The following is a 16,698-nucleotide window of genomic DNA, read 5'->3' on the forward strand; positions in this document are numbered from 1 at the left end:
TTCTAAATCCTAGCGGTACAATCCGCGTCCACGGAGGATCCATGCGTACCGAGCTCTGCGACCGACTGGGCATCGAGTTTCCCATCTTCGCCTTCAGCCACTGCCGCGACGTGGTGGCCGCAGTCTCGCAGGCCGGCGGCTTCGGCGTGCTGGGCGCGGTGGGCTTCACGCCCGAGCAGCTCGAGGTCGAGTGCCGCTGGATCGACGAGCACGTGGGCAGCAAGCCGTACGGCGTCGATCTCGTGATCCCCCAGAAATACGAGGGCATGGGCGAGATCGATCCAGCGAAGCTCGAAGACATGCTGCGGGCGCAGATCCCGCTCGTGCACCGCGAGTTCGCGGCCAAGCTACTGGCCGACCACGGCGTGCCCGAGCTGCCGCCCGAGAACCGCGCGCGCGAGCTCCTGGGCTGGACCGAGGCGACGGCCGCGCCGCAGATCGAGGTCGCGCTGAAGCACGAGCGCGTGCGCCTGATCGCGAATGCGCTGGGCACGCCGCCCAAGGAAGTCATCCTGCAGGTGCAGGGCACGGGGCGGCTGGTGGCGGCGCTGTGCGGCCGGGTGCACCAGGCGCGCCGCCACCGCGAAGCGGGCGTCGACATCGTGATCGCGCAGGGCACCGAGGGCGGCGGTCACACCGGCGAGATCGGCAGCCTCGTGCTCTGGCCGCAGGTGATCGAGGCGGTGTCTCCCACGCCGGTGCTGGCGGCGGGCGGGATCGGCACCGGCGCGCAGATCGCCGCCGCGCTGGCGCTGGGCGCCCAGGGCGTGTGGACCGGGTCGCTGTGGCTCACGGTCGAGGAGGCCGAAGCCGAGCCGGCGCAGATCGACTCACTCCTGCGCGCGTCGAGCGAGGACACGGTCCGCTCGCGCTCGTTCACCGGCAAGCCTTGCCGCATGCTGCGCAACGAGTGGACCGAAGCCTGGGAGAAGCCCGAGTCACCCAAGCCCCTGGGCATGCCGCTGCAGGGGATGGTCACCATGGACGCGATCGCGCGCACCTCGCGCTACGCGGGCGCCGGACAGACCCAGCGCGTGGCGTTCAACCCCGTCGGTCAGACCGTGGGGCTGATGCGCGAGGTGCGCTCCTGTCGCGAGGTGATCTACGACCTCGTCGAGGGCTACTTCACCGCGAGCGAGAGACTCGCGGCGCTGCAGCCCCGCTGAGCGCCCACGCTCATTTCTTCTTCAGCTCGATGTCGGTCGCGGTCATCTTGTAGTGGATCGTGACCTTGTCGCCGGGCTTCACCGCCGGGCCCTTGGTCGCAGAGTCCTTGGCGAGCGTCCAGTCGTCCTTCCCCTTCTTGACGACGATCGAGTCGTCGGTCACCGAGACCACGGGGCCGGTGACCTGGTAGGTCTTCATGTCGGCCGCGTGCACGGCCGAAGCCGCCAGGACCGCACTCGCCAGGATGCCCACCACGATTCGCTTCATGCCTCTCTCCTCCGTTCCTATGGACGGCGTGGGCACCCTACCCACGCCTTCGTCCCGATGAACGGCGTGGGCACCCTACCCACGCCTTCGGACGATGCTACTCCCGCCGCGTAGACTCATGTCATGAAGGCGATCGTCGTCTCGAAGACCGGTGGGCCCGAGGTGCTGGAGCTGCGCGATCAGGATCTGGGGCCGCCGGGCCCCGGCCACGCCCGGGTGCGCGTGCGCGCGGCCGGCGTGAACTACATCGACGTGTATTTCCGCACGGGGCTGTACCCGCGGCCGCTGCCGTTCGTGTCGGGGCTCGAGGGCGCAGGCACGGTCGAATCAGTCGGGCCGGGAGTCAGCGGCATCGCCGCGGGCGACCGCGTGGCCTGGGCCTCTGCGCCGGGCTCCTACGCCGAGCTGGTGAACGCGCCCGCAGATCGGCTGGTGCGGGTGCCGGCCGGGATCGCCGACGACGTGGCGGCCGCAGCCATGCTGCAGGGCATGACCGCGCACTATCTGTGCCGCTCGACTTTCCCGGTGAAGAAGGGCGACACGGCGCTCGTGCACGCGGCCGCCGGCGGCGTGGGGCTCTTGCTCGTGCAGATGATCCACTCACTCGGCGCCCAGGTGATCGCGACCTGCTCCACGCCCGACAAGGAGAAGCTCGCGCGCGAGGCCGGCGCCGACCACGTGATCCGCTACACCGAGGCCGACTTCACGGCGATCGCGCGGCGCATCACCAGCGGGCGAGGGGTCGACGTGGTCTACGACGCGGTCGGCCGCACCACCTTCGAGGGCAGCCTGCGCGCGCTGCGGCCGCGCGGCATGCTGGTGCTGTACGGTCAGTCGAGCGGGCCCGTGCCCGCATTCGAGCTGCGCCAGCTCAACGACCTGGGCTCACTCTTCATCACGCGGCCGTCGCTCGCGCACTATACGGCCGACCGGTCCGAGCTCGAGCTGCGCGCCGGCGAGGTGTTGGGCGCGGTGGCGGCGGGCGAGCTCGACGTGCGCATCGGCGCGCGCTTCCCGCTCGCCGACGCCGCTGCCGCGCACCGCGCGCTCGAGGGGCGCGCGACCACCGGCAAGGTGATCCTCACGCCGTGAAGTCACTCCTGCTCGGGCTCGCGCTGCTCGGCCTGGCGGTCGACGCGCGCGTCCCGCCGCTCGAGCTGCCCGACCAGAACGGGGTGGTCCACCCGCTCGATGGCTCGCTGCGCGCGATCGTCTTCTCGCGCGACATGGCTGCTGGCCAGGTGGTCAAGGACGCGATCGCGAAGGCCGGCCCCACGCTCTTCGAGCGAAACCGATCGGTGTACGTGGTCGACCTCGCGGGCATGTCGTCGTTCGTGCGCCGCTGGTTCGCGCTGCCCGGCCTGCGCCGCAAGCCGTACCGGATCCTGGTCGACGAGGACGGAACGCGCACCGCGGACTTCCCGGTGGTCGAGGGCCGGCCCACGGTGCTCGTGCTCGACGACCTGCGTGTATCGCGCGTGGAAGAGCCCGCGAGCGCCGACGCGCTGCTCGCCATTCTCGAGCCCGCGCCGCGCTAGAATCGCGTTCACGGGAGGGCACGGCTTGGCGGACCTCGATCTGGTGATCTCCGGTGGCACGGTCGTCGACGGCACGCGCTTCCCCGCGTTCCGCGCCGACGTCGGCATGCGCGCGGGACGGATCGCCGAGATCGGGCGCATCGCGAAGTCGCGCGCCAAGCGCGTGCTCGACGCGGATGGGCTGATCGTCGCGCCGGGCTTCGTCGACCTGCACACCCACTACGACGCGCAGATCCAGTGGGACCCGTGGTGCACGATCTCGGGCTGGCACGGAGTCACTTCGGTTGCGCTCGGGAACTGCGGCTTCGGCTTCGCGCCGGTGCGCGCGGCCGAGCGCGAGCGCGCCATGCTCACCATGTCGCGGCTCGAGGCCATCCCCATGGTCTCCATGCGCGAGGGCATGCTGTGGGACTGGGAGACGTTCCCGCAGTGGCTGAACACGCTCGAACGCATCCCGAAGGGCGTGAACTGTCTCAGCTACCTGCCGCTCGCGCCGCTCATGGTCTACGCCATGGGTCTCGACGAGGCCAAGCGCCGCCCGGCCACGCCGGACGAGATGGCGCGCATGCTCGCGCTGCTCGACGAGTCACTCGACGCCGGGGCGTGCGGCTGGTCGGCGCAGCGCACGGGCGCGCACTCGATCCAGGCCGACTACGACGGCACGCCCATGGTGACCGACACCATGAGCGAGTCCGACTTGCTGGCGTTCGCGAGCGCCCTGGGCAAGCGCGGAGAGGGCTTCATCCAGCTCACCAACGCCACCGGCGAGCTGCAGAAGGACCTGAAGCTGTGCGAGGACGTCGCGCTCGCGTCGGGCCGCCCCGTGCTGTTCAACGTGGTGCTCGCGGTCAACGGCATGGAATGGGTGCACAAGATGTTCGTGGCGTGGCTCGAGAGCTGTCACGCGCGCGGCATCCCGATGTTCGGCCAGGCCAACTCGATCCGCGCCCCGTTCCGCTTCACCTTCGAGGACTGGAACCTGTTCGACTCCGGGCCCGCCTGGAACCGCGCACTCACCGGCAGTCACGACGAGAAGAAGCGGAAGCTCGCCGACCCGGAGCTCGTGCGGCAGATGGCGGCCGAGCACGACGGCGGCCAGCTCCAGACGCCGATCCTGGGCGGGCCCGTGTCGGAGCACGTGTTCGAGGGCGCGAAGAACGCGCCGGAGCTCGACGCGTACATCGGGCTCACGGTCGGCCAGATCGCGGCGAAGCTGGGAGTGCACCCGGTCGAGGCCGCGGTGCAGCTCTCGCTGGCGAGTGACCTGACGGCGGGCTTCCTCACCAAGAGCGCCACCAGCGACAACGCGCAATACGTGGGCGAGCTGCTCGCGTCACCCTACGTGATTCCCGGCGTGTCCGACGGCGGTGCGCACACCAAGTTCCTGACCTCGGGCTCGTACACGACCGATACCCTGGCGTGGCTGGTGCGCGACGAGAAGCGGCTCACGCTGGAAGAAGCGCACTACAAGCTCTCCTATCTCCCGGCGCGCGCGGCCGGCTTCCGCGACCGGGGCGCGCTCGCCGTGGGCTGGCCCGCCGACGTGGTGGTGTACGACCTGGCCCGGCTCGAGCGGCTGCCGAGCTGGTGGGACTCGGAGATCGCGCACGACTTCCCCGGCGGCGAATGGCGCCGCATCCAGCGCGCCGCGGGCTATCACTACACGCTGGTGAACGGCGAAGTCACCTTCGAGGACGGGAAGTGCACGGGTGCGACGCCGGGGCGGCTCTTGCGCCACGGCGCCGCCTGAGTCATTTCCGCGCCGTCCGCCAGGCGAGATACTCGTCGATCGAGCGCCGCACGGCGGCGATCAGACGGGCGGTGCGAGGGTCCGTGCTCTCGAAGCGCGCGATGACCGCGTCCGAGAGGTAGCGCTCCCGATACTCGGCCGGGTCGAGCCAGCGCGCGGCGCTGTGCTCGTGCGAGAGCTTCGGCTCGCCCTCGAGACACGGGCAGGCGTAGGCGATCACGAAGCCCTGCACGCCGTAGAAGGCCATCGGGATCAGCCCCACCAGCTCGAGCGGTCCCGACGGAGTGAGTCCGGTCTCCTCGAAGAGCTCGCGCCGCGCGCACTCGGCGGGCTCCTCCCCGGGATCGAGCCCGCCGCCAGGCGTGTACCAGGTGCCGGTCGCCTCGCCGGTCGCGCGCTTGAGCAAGAGGATCTTCCCGCCGCGCTCCGCGTAGACGGACGTGCCCAGGCCGTAGAGCTGCGCACGGCGCGCCTGGGGCACGCTCAAGGCTCCTGCTCCCGCTCGGCCACGTGCTGGACCGCCTCGTCGACCTCGGGGCGGAAGCTCGCGAGCTGCGAGGCGTACTCGCCCTGCGGGTAGCTCGCGAGATACTCGTCGATCGCCACGCGCGCTCCCGCTGCGTCGCGCTGGGCCACGCGCAGATACACGGTCTCCACGAACGCAATCTCGACGACCGCGGGCTGCGGCGCATGGCGCAGGACGTCGAGGCTGGCCTCGGTGCGGGCGAGCCGGGCCGGCGTCGCCTTCACGCTCAGGTAGAGCAGGGCGAGAGAGCCGTTGCACGGCACCGAGGTCGGAAACTGCGCGACGCAGGCGGACAGATTGTCGTCCGCGAGCTCCGCTGCCCCGTACAGCCCGAGCTTGTGACCGAGCCGATAGAGCTCCCCGAGGACCCACATGCGGACCATGAAGCCGTCCGCGGGCCGGGCGACGACGCGCGCGTCGAGCAGCAGCTCGCGCCAGTCTCGGTAGATCGCCTCGCGCTCCTCGCCGCTCGCGAGCTGCGCGTTGTGGGCCGCGATGCGGTCGGTCATGACTCCGGTGTCGTGTACGAGCTGCTCGAGGTTGCGTTTCGGAACCCAGCCCGGCACGTCCTGGGGCAGGGCGTTCGTGCTGTAGTAGCCCGTGTCCTTCCCGGGTCCGCGCGTGCAGCCCATGGCCAGGAGCAGCGCGCACAGGACGCACGCCCCGCGCACGCTCACACCGGGCGCAGCGTGTTCAGCTCACGCGTGTTCTCGCGCAGGATGCGCCGCTTCGCGGCCGGGTCGAACTTCTCGAGCTCGGCGAGGTAGTCGAGCGGCTGCGGCATGCCCTCGATGTGCGGCCAGTCACTGCCGAAGATCACGCGCTCGGGGCCCATCAGCGCGCTGATCTCGTTCACGTCGTCCTCCCAGAACGGGTTGATCCAGACGTGGCGCCGGAAGGTCTCGCCCGGGTCCTCCTTGAAGTAGCCGGGCGTCTTCTTCGCGGTCTGGCGCAGCTTCTTGAACAGGTCGGCGAGATAGTCGGAGCCGTTCTCGACCGACGCGATGCGCAGGTTCGGGAAGCGGTCGAAGAGCTTCTCGAACACCAGCGTGATCAGGAAGTCGTGCGCGGCGCGCTCGATGTTGAACGACTTGATCGAGGGCTTCCAGCCGCCGCCGTCGAAGCTGGCGCCGAAGCCGTCGCGCGCATAGCCGTTCGAGCTGTAGCCGCTGTCTCCCGCGTGGACCACGACCGTGATTCCTGCCTCGTTCACGCGCGCCCAGAAGCCGTCGAAGAGTGAGTCGGCCGGCGAGCGCGGACCGTTCGCGGTCCAGGCCGGCGCGGGCCGCATGCACACCACGCGCGCGCCGCGCGCGAGCGACCACTCGAGCTCGCGCAGCGCCATCTCCGGGCTGCACATCGGGATGTACGGTGCGGCGAAGATGCGGTCGCGGTAGCTCACACCCCAGTCCTCGTCGAGCCACTGGTTGAAGGCGCGGAAGGTGAGTGCGACCGCCTCCGTGTCGCGCTTCAACAGCTCTTCGTACAGCACCCCGAGCGTCGGAAACAGCCAGACCGACTCCAGGCCCTGGCGGTCCATCACGGAGATACGCGCGTCGCGCTCGCGGTACGCCGCCGGAATGGGCTCGCGTTCGCGCAGGAACTCGATCGGTGACTTGCCGTTCGGGTTGCCGCGGAAGTACTCGTGCATCGCTCCGGGCTTGGCGATCGGGTTGAAGGTCGGGTTGGTGACGGCGTGCGAGACCACGCCGCCCACCACGTGGTACTTGCGCCCGCCGATCTCGGCCCACTGCACGCAGCGGGGTCCGAGCCGCGGGTCGAGGTGGCGGGTGAACGCGTCGAGCGCCTCGTAGTAGTGGTTGTCGCAGTCGAAGACCGGGTGGTCGAGTTTCTCCATGGACCCAGGATACCGCGCCGGGTGTAGGATCCGCTCATGGCCACCCTCGAGAGTGAGCTTCGCGCGGCACGCAACGGCGCGCTGGACCAGAAGGGCAGCATCCACGACGACGCCACCGCCTCGAAGCTCGGCTTCCGCGGCGGAACGGTCGCGGGCAGCGTGCACATGGACCAGTTCCCGCCGCTCCTGCTGCGCATCTTCGGCCCGCGCTTCTTCGAGAGCGGGGCGCTCTCGCTGTACTTCCAGAACGCCACCGTCGACCGCGAGCGCGTGCGCGCCTACGCCGACGAGCCCGCGGACGGAGCAACACAGATCGGTGTCGCGATGCGACGGGAAGACGGGCTCGAGGTATGCGAGGGCACGGCGTCGCTGGGCGATCACTCGCGCTCGGCGCTGCGCACGCGCGACCTGCGCGGCAGCGCCCCGGGCGAGCTGCGCATCCTCGCCGCGCTCGCGCCGGGCGGGGAGCTCGGCGTCGAGAAGGTGCGGCTCGGGAGCGAACGCCAGGCGCAGCGCATCGCGCGCGGGCTGTGCAGCGGGCCGCTCGACTGGTACACGGGGCCGTCGCCGTGGGGTGGCCCGATCGCCGCGCCCTCCGCTGCGGTCGAGCTGCTCTGGGCGCCGCCGACGCGCGCGCTGCGCGAGCACACCGGCAAGGCAGTGGGTCTGTTCGGGGCCATCGAGGTCGCGCACCTGGCGGGCCCGATCCTGCTCGATGCGACCTACACCGTGAGCGGACGCGTGCTGGCCCTGGGCCAGAGCCCGAAGACCGAGTATCTGTGGTTCGACTCGCTCGCGAAGGACGAGCAGGGACGCGACGTGGCCTCCATGCGCATGCTGCTGCGCTTCATGAAGGCGTCGTCGCCGAGATACGACTGAGCTGCGTTCGCCCGGGACCGGGCTAGAGCAGGCTGTCGCTGCCGAAGGTGTCGCAGGCGTTCAGGTCGCCGCTCTCGAGGCCCGCCTTGAGCCACTTCACGCGCATGGCCGAGGAGCCGTGCGTCCAGCTCTCGGGCGCAACGGCGCCGCCCGCCTGGCGCTGCAGCGTGTCGTCGCCGATCGCCGCCGCAGCGGCGAGCCCCGCCTCGACGTCACCCGGCTCGAGCCACTTGCGCTCCTGGTTCGCGCGCTTGCCCCACACGCCCGCGAGACAGTCGGCCTGCAGCTCCATGCGCACGGAGAGCTCGTTGGCGTCGGTGCGCGAGCCACGCGACTGCGCGGCCGAGACCTTCTCGGCGATGCCGAGCAGGTTCTGCACGTGGTGACCCACTTCGTGCGCGATCACGTAGGCGCGCGCGAAGTCGCCGGGCGCGCCGAAGCGGCGCTCGAGCTCGTGGAAGAACGAGAGATCGAGATACACCTGTGAGTCGTTGGGGCAGTAGAACGGTCCCACGGCCGACTGCGCCGTGCCGCACGCCGACTGGACCATGTCGCTGAACAGCACGAGCCGCGGCGGCTGGTAGCGCTTGCCGTGCTCCGAGAAGATCTCGCCCCACACGTCCTCGGTCGACGCGAGCACGACCGACGCGAACTTCCCGCCCTCGTCGCTGGGCGCGCCCATCTTGCCCGCCTCGCCCTGGCCCGGGCCCGAGGCCACGTCGGACACGCCCTGTGCGATCTCGAGCACCTGGCGCGGGTCGGTGCCCGTGAGCGCCGAGAACAACAGGATCAAGAGCAGGCCGCCGCCGCCGATCACCGCGCCGCCGCGTCCGATGCTCATGCCGCGGCGATCCTCGACCTGGTCCGACTCGCGTTCGCCTTCCCACTTCATGGCCGGGCCTCCTGCGAGCAAGAGTAACCTCGGCGGACGGTTTCGGGGGCGGGCGGCGATGGCTCCCGCTCGCCACGACAAGGAGGGCCAGCTCGATGTCGCGGTGAGCGGGAGCTTCCGGAGCGTCCCAGGCGCGGATGCCTCTCGTTCCGCGGCCGGGCCGTTCCGGCCCCCGCCTAACCCGGCGGAGTCACGAGAGCGCCTCGTCGCCGTGTTCGCCGGTGCGGATGCGCACGGCCTCGACGACCGGAGTCACGAAGATCTTGCCGTCGCCGAACTTGCCCGTCCGGCAGGCGTCGACGATGGCGCTGGTGACCTTCACCAGGGCGTCGTCGCGAATCACGAGCTCGACCTTGAGCTTGGGGAGAAAGTCGACCACGTACTCCGATCCGCGGTAGAGCTCGGTGTGTCCCTTCTGCTGACCGAAGCCCTTCACCTCGGATACGGTCATGCCCTCGACGCCGATCTCGTTGAGCGACGCCTTCAGCTCGTCGAGCTTGAAGGGCTTGATGATCGCTGCGACTCGGACCACGCGCTGACTCCCCTTTTGCCGGCGTTTCTCGCAAGCGGCGTGCCCGGTCCGTTGGCGCGGCGCGAGGCGTGGCGCACGGTTTCGCTGGTCGCGCGGGCACCCTGGCCACGCATCCGCGCTCGAATTGCGTGCAGCCGCTGCCCCGACACCGAGCAGCGTCGGGCGCTTACAGGTCGCCCCGGCCCTCGTCGACGGCCCGGTCGATCTGCGCGGCCAGGGCGTCGCCGCCGCCCAGCTTGGGCGCCATCTGCCGGCCGAACGACACCCGGCCCGGCTCCGGCCAGCTCGCCGGATCCCACAGACTCGCGCGCAGGAAGGCGCGCGCGCAGTGGAAGAAGCAGCGTTCGATGCGCACGCGCAGCGCCACGAGCGCCGGCTGCCCGCGCGTTGCCAAGAGCTCCAGGAGCGCCGGGTCGCGGTACAGCTCGGCGCGGCCACTGACCCGAAGCGTCTCGTCGGTGGCCGGAACCAGGAAGATCAGGGAGACCTGCGGGTTCGCGAGCACGTTCTGTAGCCCGAACAGGAGCTTGTTGCCCTTGCGGTCCGGCACGAGCAGGGTGCGCTCGTCCTCGACCTTCACGAAGCCCGGCGCGTCGCCTTTGGGCGAGACTTCGAGCCGGCCGTCGGCGCCGGCGGTGGCGAGCACCAGAAACGGGGCGCGCGCGATGAACGCCTGCATCTGGTCGTCGAGCGCGTCGAAGACCTTCTGCCGAGTCACCGGGTGCGGCTCGTCGATCAGCGCGCGCAGCTCGTCGAGGCTCGTGATTCGCATGTCGTAGTTCGCCATGGCCCGCCTAGGATAGCCCGCTACGCTGTCCCGGCGCGCCCGATCGGGGGAGGGATGGCCGCAGCGCAGATCGTCGTGCCGTGCTTCAACGAGGCCGCCCGCCTGCGCGGCGACGCCTTCCGCGCCTACTGCGCGCGCGTGCCCGACGTCGACTTCCTGTTCGTCGACGACGGCAGCACCGACGCCACGCAGGCGCGGCTGCGCGAGCTCGAGCGCGAGCTGCCGGGCCGCGTGGGCGTGCTCGTCCTCGAGCGCAACCGCGGCAAGGCCGAGGCCGTGCGCCAGGGCATGCGCGCGGCCTTCAAGTCCGGTGCGGAGCTGGTGGGCTACTGGGATGCCGACCTCGCGACCCCGCTCGACGAGATCGCGCGCTTCCGGGCCGTTCTGGCGACGCATCCCGGTGTCGGCTGGGTCATGGGCGCGCGCGTCCAGCTGCTGGGCCGCATGGTACGGCGCAGCCCGATCCGGCACTATCTCGGCCGGATCTTCGCCACGGGAGTGTCTCTGTTTCTCGACCTGCCGGTCTACGACACACAGTGCGGCGCGAAGCTCCTGCGCAACGAGGCGGGGCTGGCGGCGCTGTTCGACGAGCCTTTCTGCGTGAACTGGACCTTCGACGTGGAGCTGCTGGCGCGGCTGCGGCGCGCGCGCGGGCTCTCGGCGGCGAAAGACTCGCTGTACGAGCTGCCGCTCGAGCGCTGGGAGGACGTGGCGGGCTCGAAGGTCAAGGCGGGCGACTTCTTCGTGGCGTTCGGCGAGGTCGCGCGGCTGTGGCGGCGCTACGGAAGGGGGAGTGAGTGAAGGCGCAGGACGAGTTCCGCGAGCCGACGCCGGCGCGCGTGCGCGAGCTGCTCGGCGCCATGGTCGGCCGGCGCGTGCTGGTCGTGGGCGACTCGGCGCTCGACGCCTACGTGGCGGGCGAGGTCGAGCGCATCTCCCCCGAGGCGCCCGTGCCGGTGCTGGCGGTCGAGCGCGAGGAGTATCTCTTGGGCGGCGCCGCCAACGTCGCCAAGTGTCTCGTGGCGCTGGGCGCAAAGCCCGGGCTGTGCACCGTGGTCGGCGCCGACGCCGACGGCGAGCTGTTCCGCAACGAGGCCGAGAGCCTGGGCATTCCCAGGGCGGGCATCGCGGTGGACCGGGCCCGGCGCACCACGCGCAAGACGCGCATCGTGGCGCGCCAGCAGCAGGTGATCCGGCTCGACCGCGAGACGGTCGCGCCGCTCCCGCCGGCGCTCGAGAAGCGGCTGTGCGCGGCAGTGACTCGCGCGGTGAAGCGCGCCGACGCGGTGGTGCTCTCCGACTACTCGAAGGGCGTGCTGTCGGCCGCGGTCTGCCGCGCGGTGTTCGCCGCCGCTGGCGGGCGGCCGGTGCTGGTCGACCCGAAGAACCTGCCCTGGAAGTCGTTCTCCGGCGCGACCGTGCTGAAGCCGAACCTGCGCGCTGCGGAGACGTTCGCCGGCTCGCCCCTCGAAGACGAGGCGGCGGCGGCGCGCGTGGCGGCCGGCATCGCCGACGAGCTGGGCGTCGCGCACGTGCTGCTGACGCGCGGACCCGACGGCATGGTGCTGGCGAGCCGCGGCGCGGCGGGCTCGTTCTCGCTGGCCGCGCGTACCCAGGAGATCGTCGACGAGACGGGCGCGGGCGACGTGGTCGCAGCGGCCGTGAGTCTCGCGCTGGCCGCCGGCGCGGAGCTGCGCGAAGCGGCCTGGCTCGCCAACGTGGCCGCGGGCGTGAAGGTCGGCAAGTTCGGCGCCGCCACGGTCACGGGCTCGGAGATCCTGACTGCGATCGGCGGCGAGGCCGAGCCGGGCGCGGGCCGCGTCATGACGCGCGAGCGCGCGGCGAAGTTCATGGCCGAGCAGCGCGCGCAAGGCCGCTCGGTGGTGTTCACGAACGGCTGCTTCGACATCCTGCACCTGGGCCACGTGCGCTATCTCGAGGCCTCGCGCCGGCTGGGCGACGCGCTGGTCGTGGGCGTGAACACCGACGCCTCGGTGCGCAAGCTGAAAGGGGCAGGGCGCCCGCTGCAGACCGAGCTCGACCGCGCCCAGATCCTGGCCTCACTGTCGTGTGTCGACGGCGTCGTGCTGTTCGACGAAGACACTCCGCGCGAGCTGATCCGCGCGCTCAAGCCCGACGTGCTGACCAAGGGCGCCGACTACAAGACCAAGCGCGCCGTCGTCGGCTGGGACCTGGTGCGCAAGTGGGGCGGGCGCGTGGAGCTCGTGCCGTTGGTCGAGGGCCGCTCTACCACCGGCCTCGTGAAGCGCGCGCGGGACTGACTCCCGTGCCGCTCCTGTTCTCGTACGGGACGCTCCAGCTCGAGTCCGTCCAGCGCTCCACGTTCGGCCGGCTGCTGGCCGGCTCGGAGGACGCGCTGGTGGGCTTCGAGCAGTCGCTGGTCGAGATCGACGACCCGTCGGTGGTCGCGACCAGCGGCCAGGCGGCGCACCCGATCGTGCGCTTCACGGGCCGGCTCGAGAGCCGGGTGGCCGGAACGGTGTTCGAGCTCAGCGACGCCGAGCTCGCCAGCGCCGACCGCTACGAGGTGGCCGCCTACAAACGCATCTCGACCGTGCTCGCCTCCGGCCGGCAGGCCTGGGTATACGTGGACGCCCGCGCCAACCGCTGAGGCGCGTCTGGCCCCCGCTTGTATTTAATCAATCGATCGATTAATTTACGGGCCATGGCGGGAGCGAGACGCAAGAGCCGCAGGCCCGGGCGCCCGCCCAGGGGCCGGGCGGCCGAGGACGTGAAGCGCGACCTGGTCGAGGCCGCGCGCCAGCTGTTCGCGCGGCGCAGCTTCGGCGAAGTCGGGATCCGCGAGCTGTCGCGTGCGGCGGGAGTGACTCCCGGCATGATCTCGTACTACTTCGGCGGGAAGCAGGGGCTGTACGAGGCCATGCTGGCCGCGGTGTTCGAAGACCTTTTGGCGCACGTGCGCGAGCTGGCGGCGCAGCCCGGGGAGGCGACCGAGCCGCTGGCCGGGCTGGTGCGTTTGTACGCCGCGACGCTCTCGGCGCAGCCCTGGCTGCCGGCGCTCCTGCTGCGCGAGGTGATCACGGGCGATCCCGGCACGCGCGCGCGCTTCGTCGAGCGTTTCGCACACCGCGCCGCGGCGCTCCTGCCGCAGCTCGTGGGCGCCGAGATTGCATCGGGAGCCCTGCGCAAGGACCTGGATCCCGTGCTGACGCTGTTCGCGCTGATCGGCTCCACCGCGTTCCCGTTCCTGGTGCACCCGGTGCTGGGCAAGGTGCTCGGCTACGAGCTCGACCACGACTTCGCGCGCCGCCTGGCCGCGCACCAGACACGTCTGTTTCTCGAAGGCGCGCGCCCGCGCGAGCTGCCGGCGTGAACGCGCGCGTCGCACTTCTGTGTACGGTGCTCGCGCTGGCTGGCGCGTGCCGGCGCGACCCCGGCGCCATCCCGGTGGTGGGCACGCTCGAGCGCGACCGCATCGAGCTCACCGCGGAGGAGAACGAGCCGATCGTGGAGGTGCAGGTGCGCGAAGGCCAGACGGTCGCGGCCGGCGACGTGCTGCTCGCGCTCGACGACCGCCGGGTGTCGGCGCAGCTCGCGCGGGCGCGCGCGACGCGCGACCAGCTGGCGGCGCGGCTGGCGGAGCTCGAGCGCGGGCCGCGCGCCGAGCGCATTCGCGAGGCGCGCGCGCGGCTGGCCGGCGCGGAGAGCGCCGCGAAGAACGCTCAGATCGAGTACGACCGCGTGCAGTCACTCGAGCGGCGCTCGTTCGAGTCCGCCTCGCGCCGTGACCAGATGCGCTCGCAGCGCGACGAGGCCGCGTCGCGCCGCGACCAGGCGCGCGCCACGCTCGAGGAGCTCGAGCGCGGCACCACGACCGAAGAGCTCGACCAGGCGCGCGGCGCGCTGGCGGCGGCGGAGGCCGCGGTCGCGGACACCGAGGTCCGCTTCGAGCGACTCACGCTGCGCGCGCCGCGCCCGGGCCGCGTCGACTCACTCCCCTTCAAGCAGGGCGAGCGCCCGCCCGCGGGCGCGGTCGTGGCGGTGATGCTGGCGGCCGACCCGCCCTACGCGCGCGTCTACGTGCCGGAAGCGGTGCGCGCGCGCATTGCCGAGGGCACGCGCGCGACCGTCACCATGAGCGGGCGCGACGGCGCGCTGGAAGGCCAGGTGCGCAAGCTCGCGCACGAGGCCGCCTTCACGCCCTACTTCGCGCTGACCCAGCACGACCGCGGGCGGCTGTCGTATCTGGCCGAGGTCGAGGTCTCGGGCCCGGGCACCGGCGACCTGCCCACCGGCGTGCCCGTCGAGGTGCACTTCCAGCTCGAGACCCGGTCGGTGTCGCGGTGACGAACGAGCCGGCGATCGTCGCGCGCGGACTCACGCGGCGCTTCGGCAGGAACGTCGCGGTCGACCACGTCGACCTCGAGGTGCCCCGCCGCGCGATCTTCGGCTTCCTCGGCCCCAACGGCTCGGGCAAGTCGACCACCATCCGCATGCTGTGCGGATTGCTCACGCCCAGCGCGGGCGAAGCCACCGTGCTCGGGCTCGAGATGCCGCGCGACGCCGAGAAGCTGCGGCGCAAGCTCGGCTACATGACCCAGCGCTTCTCGCTGTACGAGGACCTCACGACGCTCGAGAACCTGCAGTTTCTCGCCTCGATCTACTCGCTGCCGCGTGCCACGGCGCGCGCGCGCATCGGCCGCCTGCTCGATGAGTTCCACCTGCGCGAGATCGCGGACCAGCGCGCGGGCACCATGTCGGGCGGCCAGCGCCAGCGGCTCGCGCTCGCCGGCGCGACGCTGCACGAGCCCGAGCTGCTCTTCCTCGACGAGCCGACCAGCGCCGTCGACCCGCAGAGCCGGCGCGACTTCTGGGAGACGCTGTACTCGCTGGTCGAGCGCGGCACCACGATCCTGGTCTCGACTCACTTCATGGACGAGGCCGAGCGCTGTCACGAGCTCGCGATCCTGGACCGCGGGCGCGTGGTGGCCGCTGGCGCGCCCGAGAAGCTCATGCGCGAGATCGACGCGGCGGTGCTCGAGATCGAGGGTGCCGAGCCGCGCGCCGCGCGCGCGGCGCTCGAGCGCAATCCCGCGGTGCGCAGCGTGGCGCAGCTCGGCACGCGCCTGCACGCGCTGGTCGATCCGCAGCTCGCCGACCCCGTGCAGTCAGTCGCCGACGCGCTGCGCGCCGCGCGCGTCGAGGGCCACGTGGCGCTGGCGCGCGCGAGCCTCGAAGACGTGTTCGTCGCCGCCACGCGGCACGCGCAAGCGGGGCAGGACGCTTGAGCCGCTGGGCCGCATCGCTCGGGCGCATCGGGGCCGTGGCGCGCAAGGAGCTGGTGCACCTGCGCCGCGATCGACTCACCGGCGGCATGGTGCTGGGCGTGCCGCTGATGATGACGCTGCTCTTCGGCTACGCGATCAACCAGGACGTGCGCCACCTGCGCGCCGGCGTGGCCGATCTGTCCGGCTCGCAGGCCGCGCGCTTCCTCGTGGCCGACGCCCAGGCCACGCAGGTGATCGACGTGGTGCGCCAGGCGCGCTCGGTCGACGAGCTCGCGCACGCGCTGGTCGCGGGCGACATCTCGGTGGGCATCGCGATCCCGCCCGACTTCGATCGGCGCCGGCTCGGCGGCGAGCGGCCGGCGGCGCAGCTCCTGGTCGACGGCGGTGACCCGATCGTGCTCGGCGCGGCGCGCACGCTGGCCGATCTCCCGCCCGACCGGCGCTTCGCGCCCGTGGCCCAACACGGCGCGGTGTCGGCCCCCGTGTTCGAGCTGCGCGCCTACTACAACCCCGAGCGCCGTTCCGCGGTGCACATCGTGCCGGCGCTGTGCGGGGTGATCCTCACGCTCACGCTGGTGCTGTTCACGGCGGTGGCGATCGTGCGCGAGCGCGAGCGCGGCAACCTCGAGCTCCTGATCACCACGCCGGTGCAGACGCCCGAGCTGATGATCGGGAAGATCGCCCCCTACGTGGCGATCGGCTACGGCCAGATGACGCTGATCCTCCTGCTCGGCCGCTTCCTGTTCGACGTGCCGATCGCGGGCGGGCTGGGCACGCTGTATCTCGCCGCGGGCGCGTTCGTCGCGGCGGCGCTCACGCTGGGGCTCCTGATCTCCACGCTCGCCCAGACCCAGTTCCAGGCCTTCCAGATGGCCTTCGTGACGTTCCTGCCGCAGATCCTGCTGTCGGGCTTCATGTTCCCCTACGACGGCATGCCGGCGCCCGCGCGCGCGCTCGCGCAGGTGCTGCCGCTGACTCACTTCCTGCGCGTGGTGCGCGGGATCGTGCTGCGGGGCGCGAGCCTCGGAGACGTGAGCGGCGAGGTTAAGGCGCTTCTCATCTTCTTTTCGCTCGCCTTCGCGCTCGCGGTGCTGCGTTTCCGCAAGCGCCTGGATTGAAATCCCGTTAGTCTCCGCGCCCCCCTCGCTCGGAGTGGAAATGCTGCAGGCGTGGCACGCCCTCGTGCTGGGACTGGTCGAGGGGATCACGGAGTATCTGCCGATCAGCTCGAC

Annotated in this window: 19 protein-coding genes; 12 read left to right on the forward strand and 7 right to left on the reverse strand. The window is 71.5% G+C overall.

Translation table 11 applies throughout. From position 1 onward, the window contains the following. The first annotated feature begins 41 nt into the window (after window positions 1-41). Complete coding sequence (locus tag VMR86_07395; GenBank protein ID HTO06869.1) at window positions 42-1,166, forward strand: nitronate monooxygenase family protein; 1,125 nt, start codon at window positions 42-44, stop codon at window positions 1,164-1,166. A 10-nt stretch (window positions 1,167-1,176) separates the two neighbouring features. Here the strand turns inward: VMR86_07395 and VMR86_07400 are convergent, their stop codons facing one another. Continuing rightward, window positions 1,177-1,434, reverse strand: a complete 258-nt coding sequence (locus VMR86_07400; protein HTO06870.1) for a hypothetical protein — start codon at window positions 1,432-1,434, stop codon at window positions 1,177-1,179. Window positions 1,435-1,557: 123 nt separating this feature from the next. On the opposite strand from VMR86_07400, the gene VMR86_07405 reads away from it, so the two are divergent. Genes VMR86_07405 through VMR86_07415 form a run of 3 tightly spaced genes read left to right on the forward strand, consistent with a single transcriptional unit; the run spans window position 1,558 to window position 4,722 of the window. Continuing rightward, the gene (locus VMR86_07405; protein HTO06871.1) at window positions 1,558-2,526 is read left to right on the forward strand and encodes a quinone oxidoreductase; all 969 of its coding nucleotides are present in this window, start codon (window positions 1,558-1,560) and stop codon (window positions 2,524-2,526) included. Then, on the forward strand, window positions 2,523-2,972 hold the full coding sequence (locus tag VMR86_07410) for a hypothetical protein (protein HTO06872.1): 450 nt from the start codon (window positions 2,523-2,525) through the stop codon (window positions 2,970-2,972). Before VMR86_07405 ends, VMR86_07410 begins: the two co-directional genes overlap by 4 nt. A 25-nt stretch (window positions 2,973-2,997) precedes the next feature. Further along, the gene (locus tag VMR86_07415; GenBank protein HTO06873.1) at window positions 2,998-4,722 is read left to right on the forward strand and encodes an amidohydrolase family protein; all 1,725 of its coding nucleotides are present in this window, start codon (window positions 2,998-3,000) and stop codon (window positions 4,720-4,722) included. Between the two features lies 1 nt (window position 4,723). Here VMR86_07415 and VMR86_07420 read toward each other — a convergent pair whose 3' ends face one another. Genes VMR86_07420 through VMR86_07430 form a run of 3 tightly spaced genes read right to left on the reverse strand, consistent with a single transcriptional unit; the run spans window position 4,724 to window position 7,106 of the window. Beyond that, the gene (locus VMR86_07420; GenBank protein HTO06874.1) at window positions 4,724-5,203 is read right to left on the reverse strand and encodes an NUDIX domain-containing protein; all 480 of its coding nucleotides are present in this window, start codon (window positions 5,201-5,203) and stop codon (window positions 4,724-4,726) included. 2 nt (window positions 5,204-5,205) lie between these two features. Beyond that, window positions 5,206-5,925: a hypothetical protein gene (locus VMR86_07425; GenBank protein HTO06875.1), complete on the reverse strand. Its 720-nt coding sequence runs from the start codon at window positions 5,923-5,925 to the stop codon at window positions 5,206-5,208. After that, on the reverse strand, window positions 5,922-7,106 hold the full coding sequence (locus tag VMR86_07430; protein HTO06876.1) for an amidohydrolase family protein: 1,185 nt from the start codon (window positions 7,104-7,106) through the stop codon (window positions 5,922-5,924). Before VMR86_07430 ends, VMR86_07425 begins: the two co-directional genes overlap by 4 nt. Before the next feature lie 36 nt (window positions 7,107-7,142). Here VMR86_07430 and VMR86_07435 point away from each other — a divergent pair, with 36 nt between their 5' ends. Beyond that, window positions 7,143-7,985, forward strand: a complete 843-nt coding sequence (locus tag VMR86_07435) for a hypothetical protein (GenBank protein ID HTO06877.1) — start codon at window positions 7,143-7,145, stop codon at window positions 7,983-7,985. Between the two features lie 22 nt (window positions 7,986-8,007). On the opposite strand, the gene VMR86_07440 is transcribed toward VMR86_07435, so the two are convergent. From VMR86_07440 to VMR86_07450, 3 genes are all read right to left on the reverse strand, one after another. Beyond that, window positions 8,008-8,877, reverse strand: a complete 870-nt coding sequence (locus VMR86_07440) for a neutral zinc metallopeptidase (protein ID HTO06878.1) — start codon at window positions 8,875-8,877, stop codon at window positions 8,008-8,010. A gap of 190 nt (window positions 8,878-9,067) precedes the next feature. Further along, complete coding sequence (locus VMR86_07445) at window positions 9,068-9,409, reverse strand: P-II family nitrogen regulator (GenBank protein ID HTO06879.1); 342 nt, start codon at window positions 9,407-9,409, stop codon at window positions 9,068-9,070. 166 nt (window positions 9,410-9,575) lie between these two features. Beyond that, a complete protein-coding gene (locus VMR86_07450) occupies window positions 9,576-10,196 on the reverse strand; it encodes an MSMEG_1061 family FMN-dependent PPOX-type flavoprotein (protein ID HTO06880.1) in 621 nt (206 codons plus the stop codon). A 54-nt stretch (window positions 10,197-10,250) separates the two neighbouring features. On the opposite strand from VMR86_07450, the gene VMR86_07455 reads away from it, so the two are divergent. From VMR86_07455 to VMR86_07485, 7 genes are read left to right on the forward strand one after another with little or no spacing between them, the layout of a single operon-like run. Continuing rightward, a complete protein-coding gene (locus VMR86_07455) occupies window positions 10,251-10,997 on the forward strand; it encodes a glycosyltransferase (protein HTO06881.1) in 747 nt (248 codons plus the stop codon). Then, window positions 10,994-12,478, forward strand: coding sequence for a D-glycero-beta-D-manno-heptose 1-phosphate adenylyltransferase (gene rfaE2 / locus VMR86_07460; protein HTO06882.1), 1,485 nt, complete (start codon window positions 10,994-10,996; stop codon window positions 12,476-12,478). The genes VMR86_07455 and rfaE2 overlap by 4 nt, the downstream gene beginning before the upstream one ends. 5 nt (window positions 12,479-12,483) lie before the next feature. Continuing rightward, window positions 12,484-12,828, forward strand: a complete 345-nt coding sequence (locus VMR86_07465; GenBank protein HTO06883.1) for a gamma-glutamylcyclotransferase family protein — start codon at window positions 12,484-12,486, stop codon at window positions 12,826-12,828. A 54-nt stretch (window positions 12,829-12,882) separates the two neighbouring features. Continuing rightward, the gene (locus VMR86_07470; GenBank protein HTO06884.1) at window positions 12,883-13,551 is read left to right on the forward strand and encodes a TetR family transcriptional regulator; all 669 of its coding nucleotides are present in this window, start codon (window positions 12,883-12,885) and stop codon (window positions 13,549-13,551) included. Beyond that, a complete protein-coding gene (locus VMR86_07475; protein ID HTO06885.1) occupies window positions 13,548-14,525 on the forward strand; it encodes an HlyD family efflux transporter periplasmic adaptor subunit in 978 nt (325 codons plus the stop codon). The genes VMR86_07470 and VMR86_07475 overlap by 4 nt, the downstream gene beginning before the upstream one ends. Before the next feature lie 14 nt (window positions 14,526-14,539). Further along, window positions 14,540-15,466, forward strand: coding sequence for an ABC transporter ATP-binding protein (locus VMR86_07480; GenBank protein HTO06886.1), 927 nt, complete (start codon window positions 14,540-14,542; stop codon window positions 15,464-15,466). After that, window positions 15,463-16,584, forward strand: coding sequence for an ABC transporter permease (locus VMR86_07485; protein ID HTO06887.1), 1,122 nt, complete (start codon window positions 15,463-15,465; stop codon window positions 16,582-16,584). The genes VMR86_07480 and VMR86_07485 overlap by 4 nt, the downstream gene beginning before the upstream one ends. Window positions 16,585-16,698 lie beyond the last annotated feature (114 nt).

Source organism: Myxococcota bacterium (assembly GCA_035498015.1).
In the GTDB taxonomy this organism is placed as follows: domain Bacteria; phylum Myxococcota_A; class UBA9160; order SZUA-336; family SZUA-336; genus VGRW01.

Excerpts from the sequence above, each read along its gene's own strand:
- VMR86_07395 (HTO06869.1), top strand. The coding sequence starts at position 42 with ATGCGTACCGAGCTCTGCGACCGACTGGGCATCGAGTTTCCCATCTTC.
- VMR86_07400 (HTO06870.1), bottom strand. The coding sequence starts at position 1,434 with ATGAAGCGAATCGTGGTGGGCATCCTGGCGAGTGCGGTCCTGGCGGCT.
- VMR86_07405 (HTO06871.1), top strand. The coding sequence starts at position 1,558 with ATGAAGGCGATCGTCGTCTCGAAGACCGGTGGGCCCGAGGTGCTGGAG.
- VMR86_07430 (HTO06876.1), bottom strand. The coding sequence starts at position 7,106 with ATGGAGAAACTCGACCACCCGGTCTTCGACTGCGACAACCACTACTAC.
- VMR86_07435 (HTO06877.1), top strand. The coding sequence starts at position 7,143 with ATGGCCACCCTCGAGAGTGAGCTTCGCGCGGCACGCAACGGCGCGCTG.
- VMR86_07440 (HTO06878.1), bottom strand. The coding sequence starts at position 8,877 with ATGAAGTGGGAAGGCGAACGCGAGTCGGACCAGGTCGAGGATCGCCGC.
- VMR86_07450 (HTO06880.1), bottom strand. The coding sequence starts at position 10,196 with ATGGCGAACTACGACATGCGAATCACGAGCCTCGACGAGCTGCGCGCG.
- VMR86_07455 (HTO06881.1), top strand. The coding sequence starts at position 10,251 with ATGGCCGCAGCGCAGATCGTCGTGCCGTGCTTCAACGAGGCCGCCCGC.
- VMR86_07470 (HTO06884.1), top strand. The coding sequence starts at position 12,883 with ATGGCGGGAGCGAGACGCAAGAGCCGCAGGCCCGGGCGCCCGCCCAGG.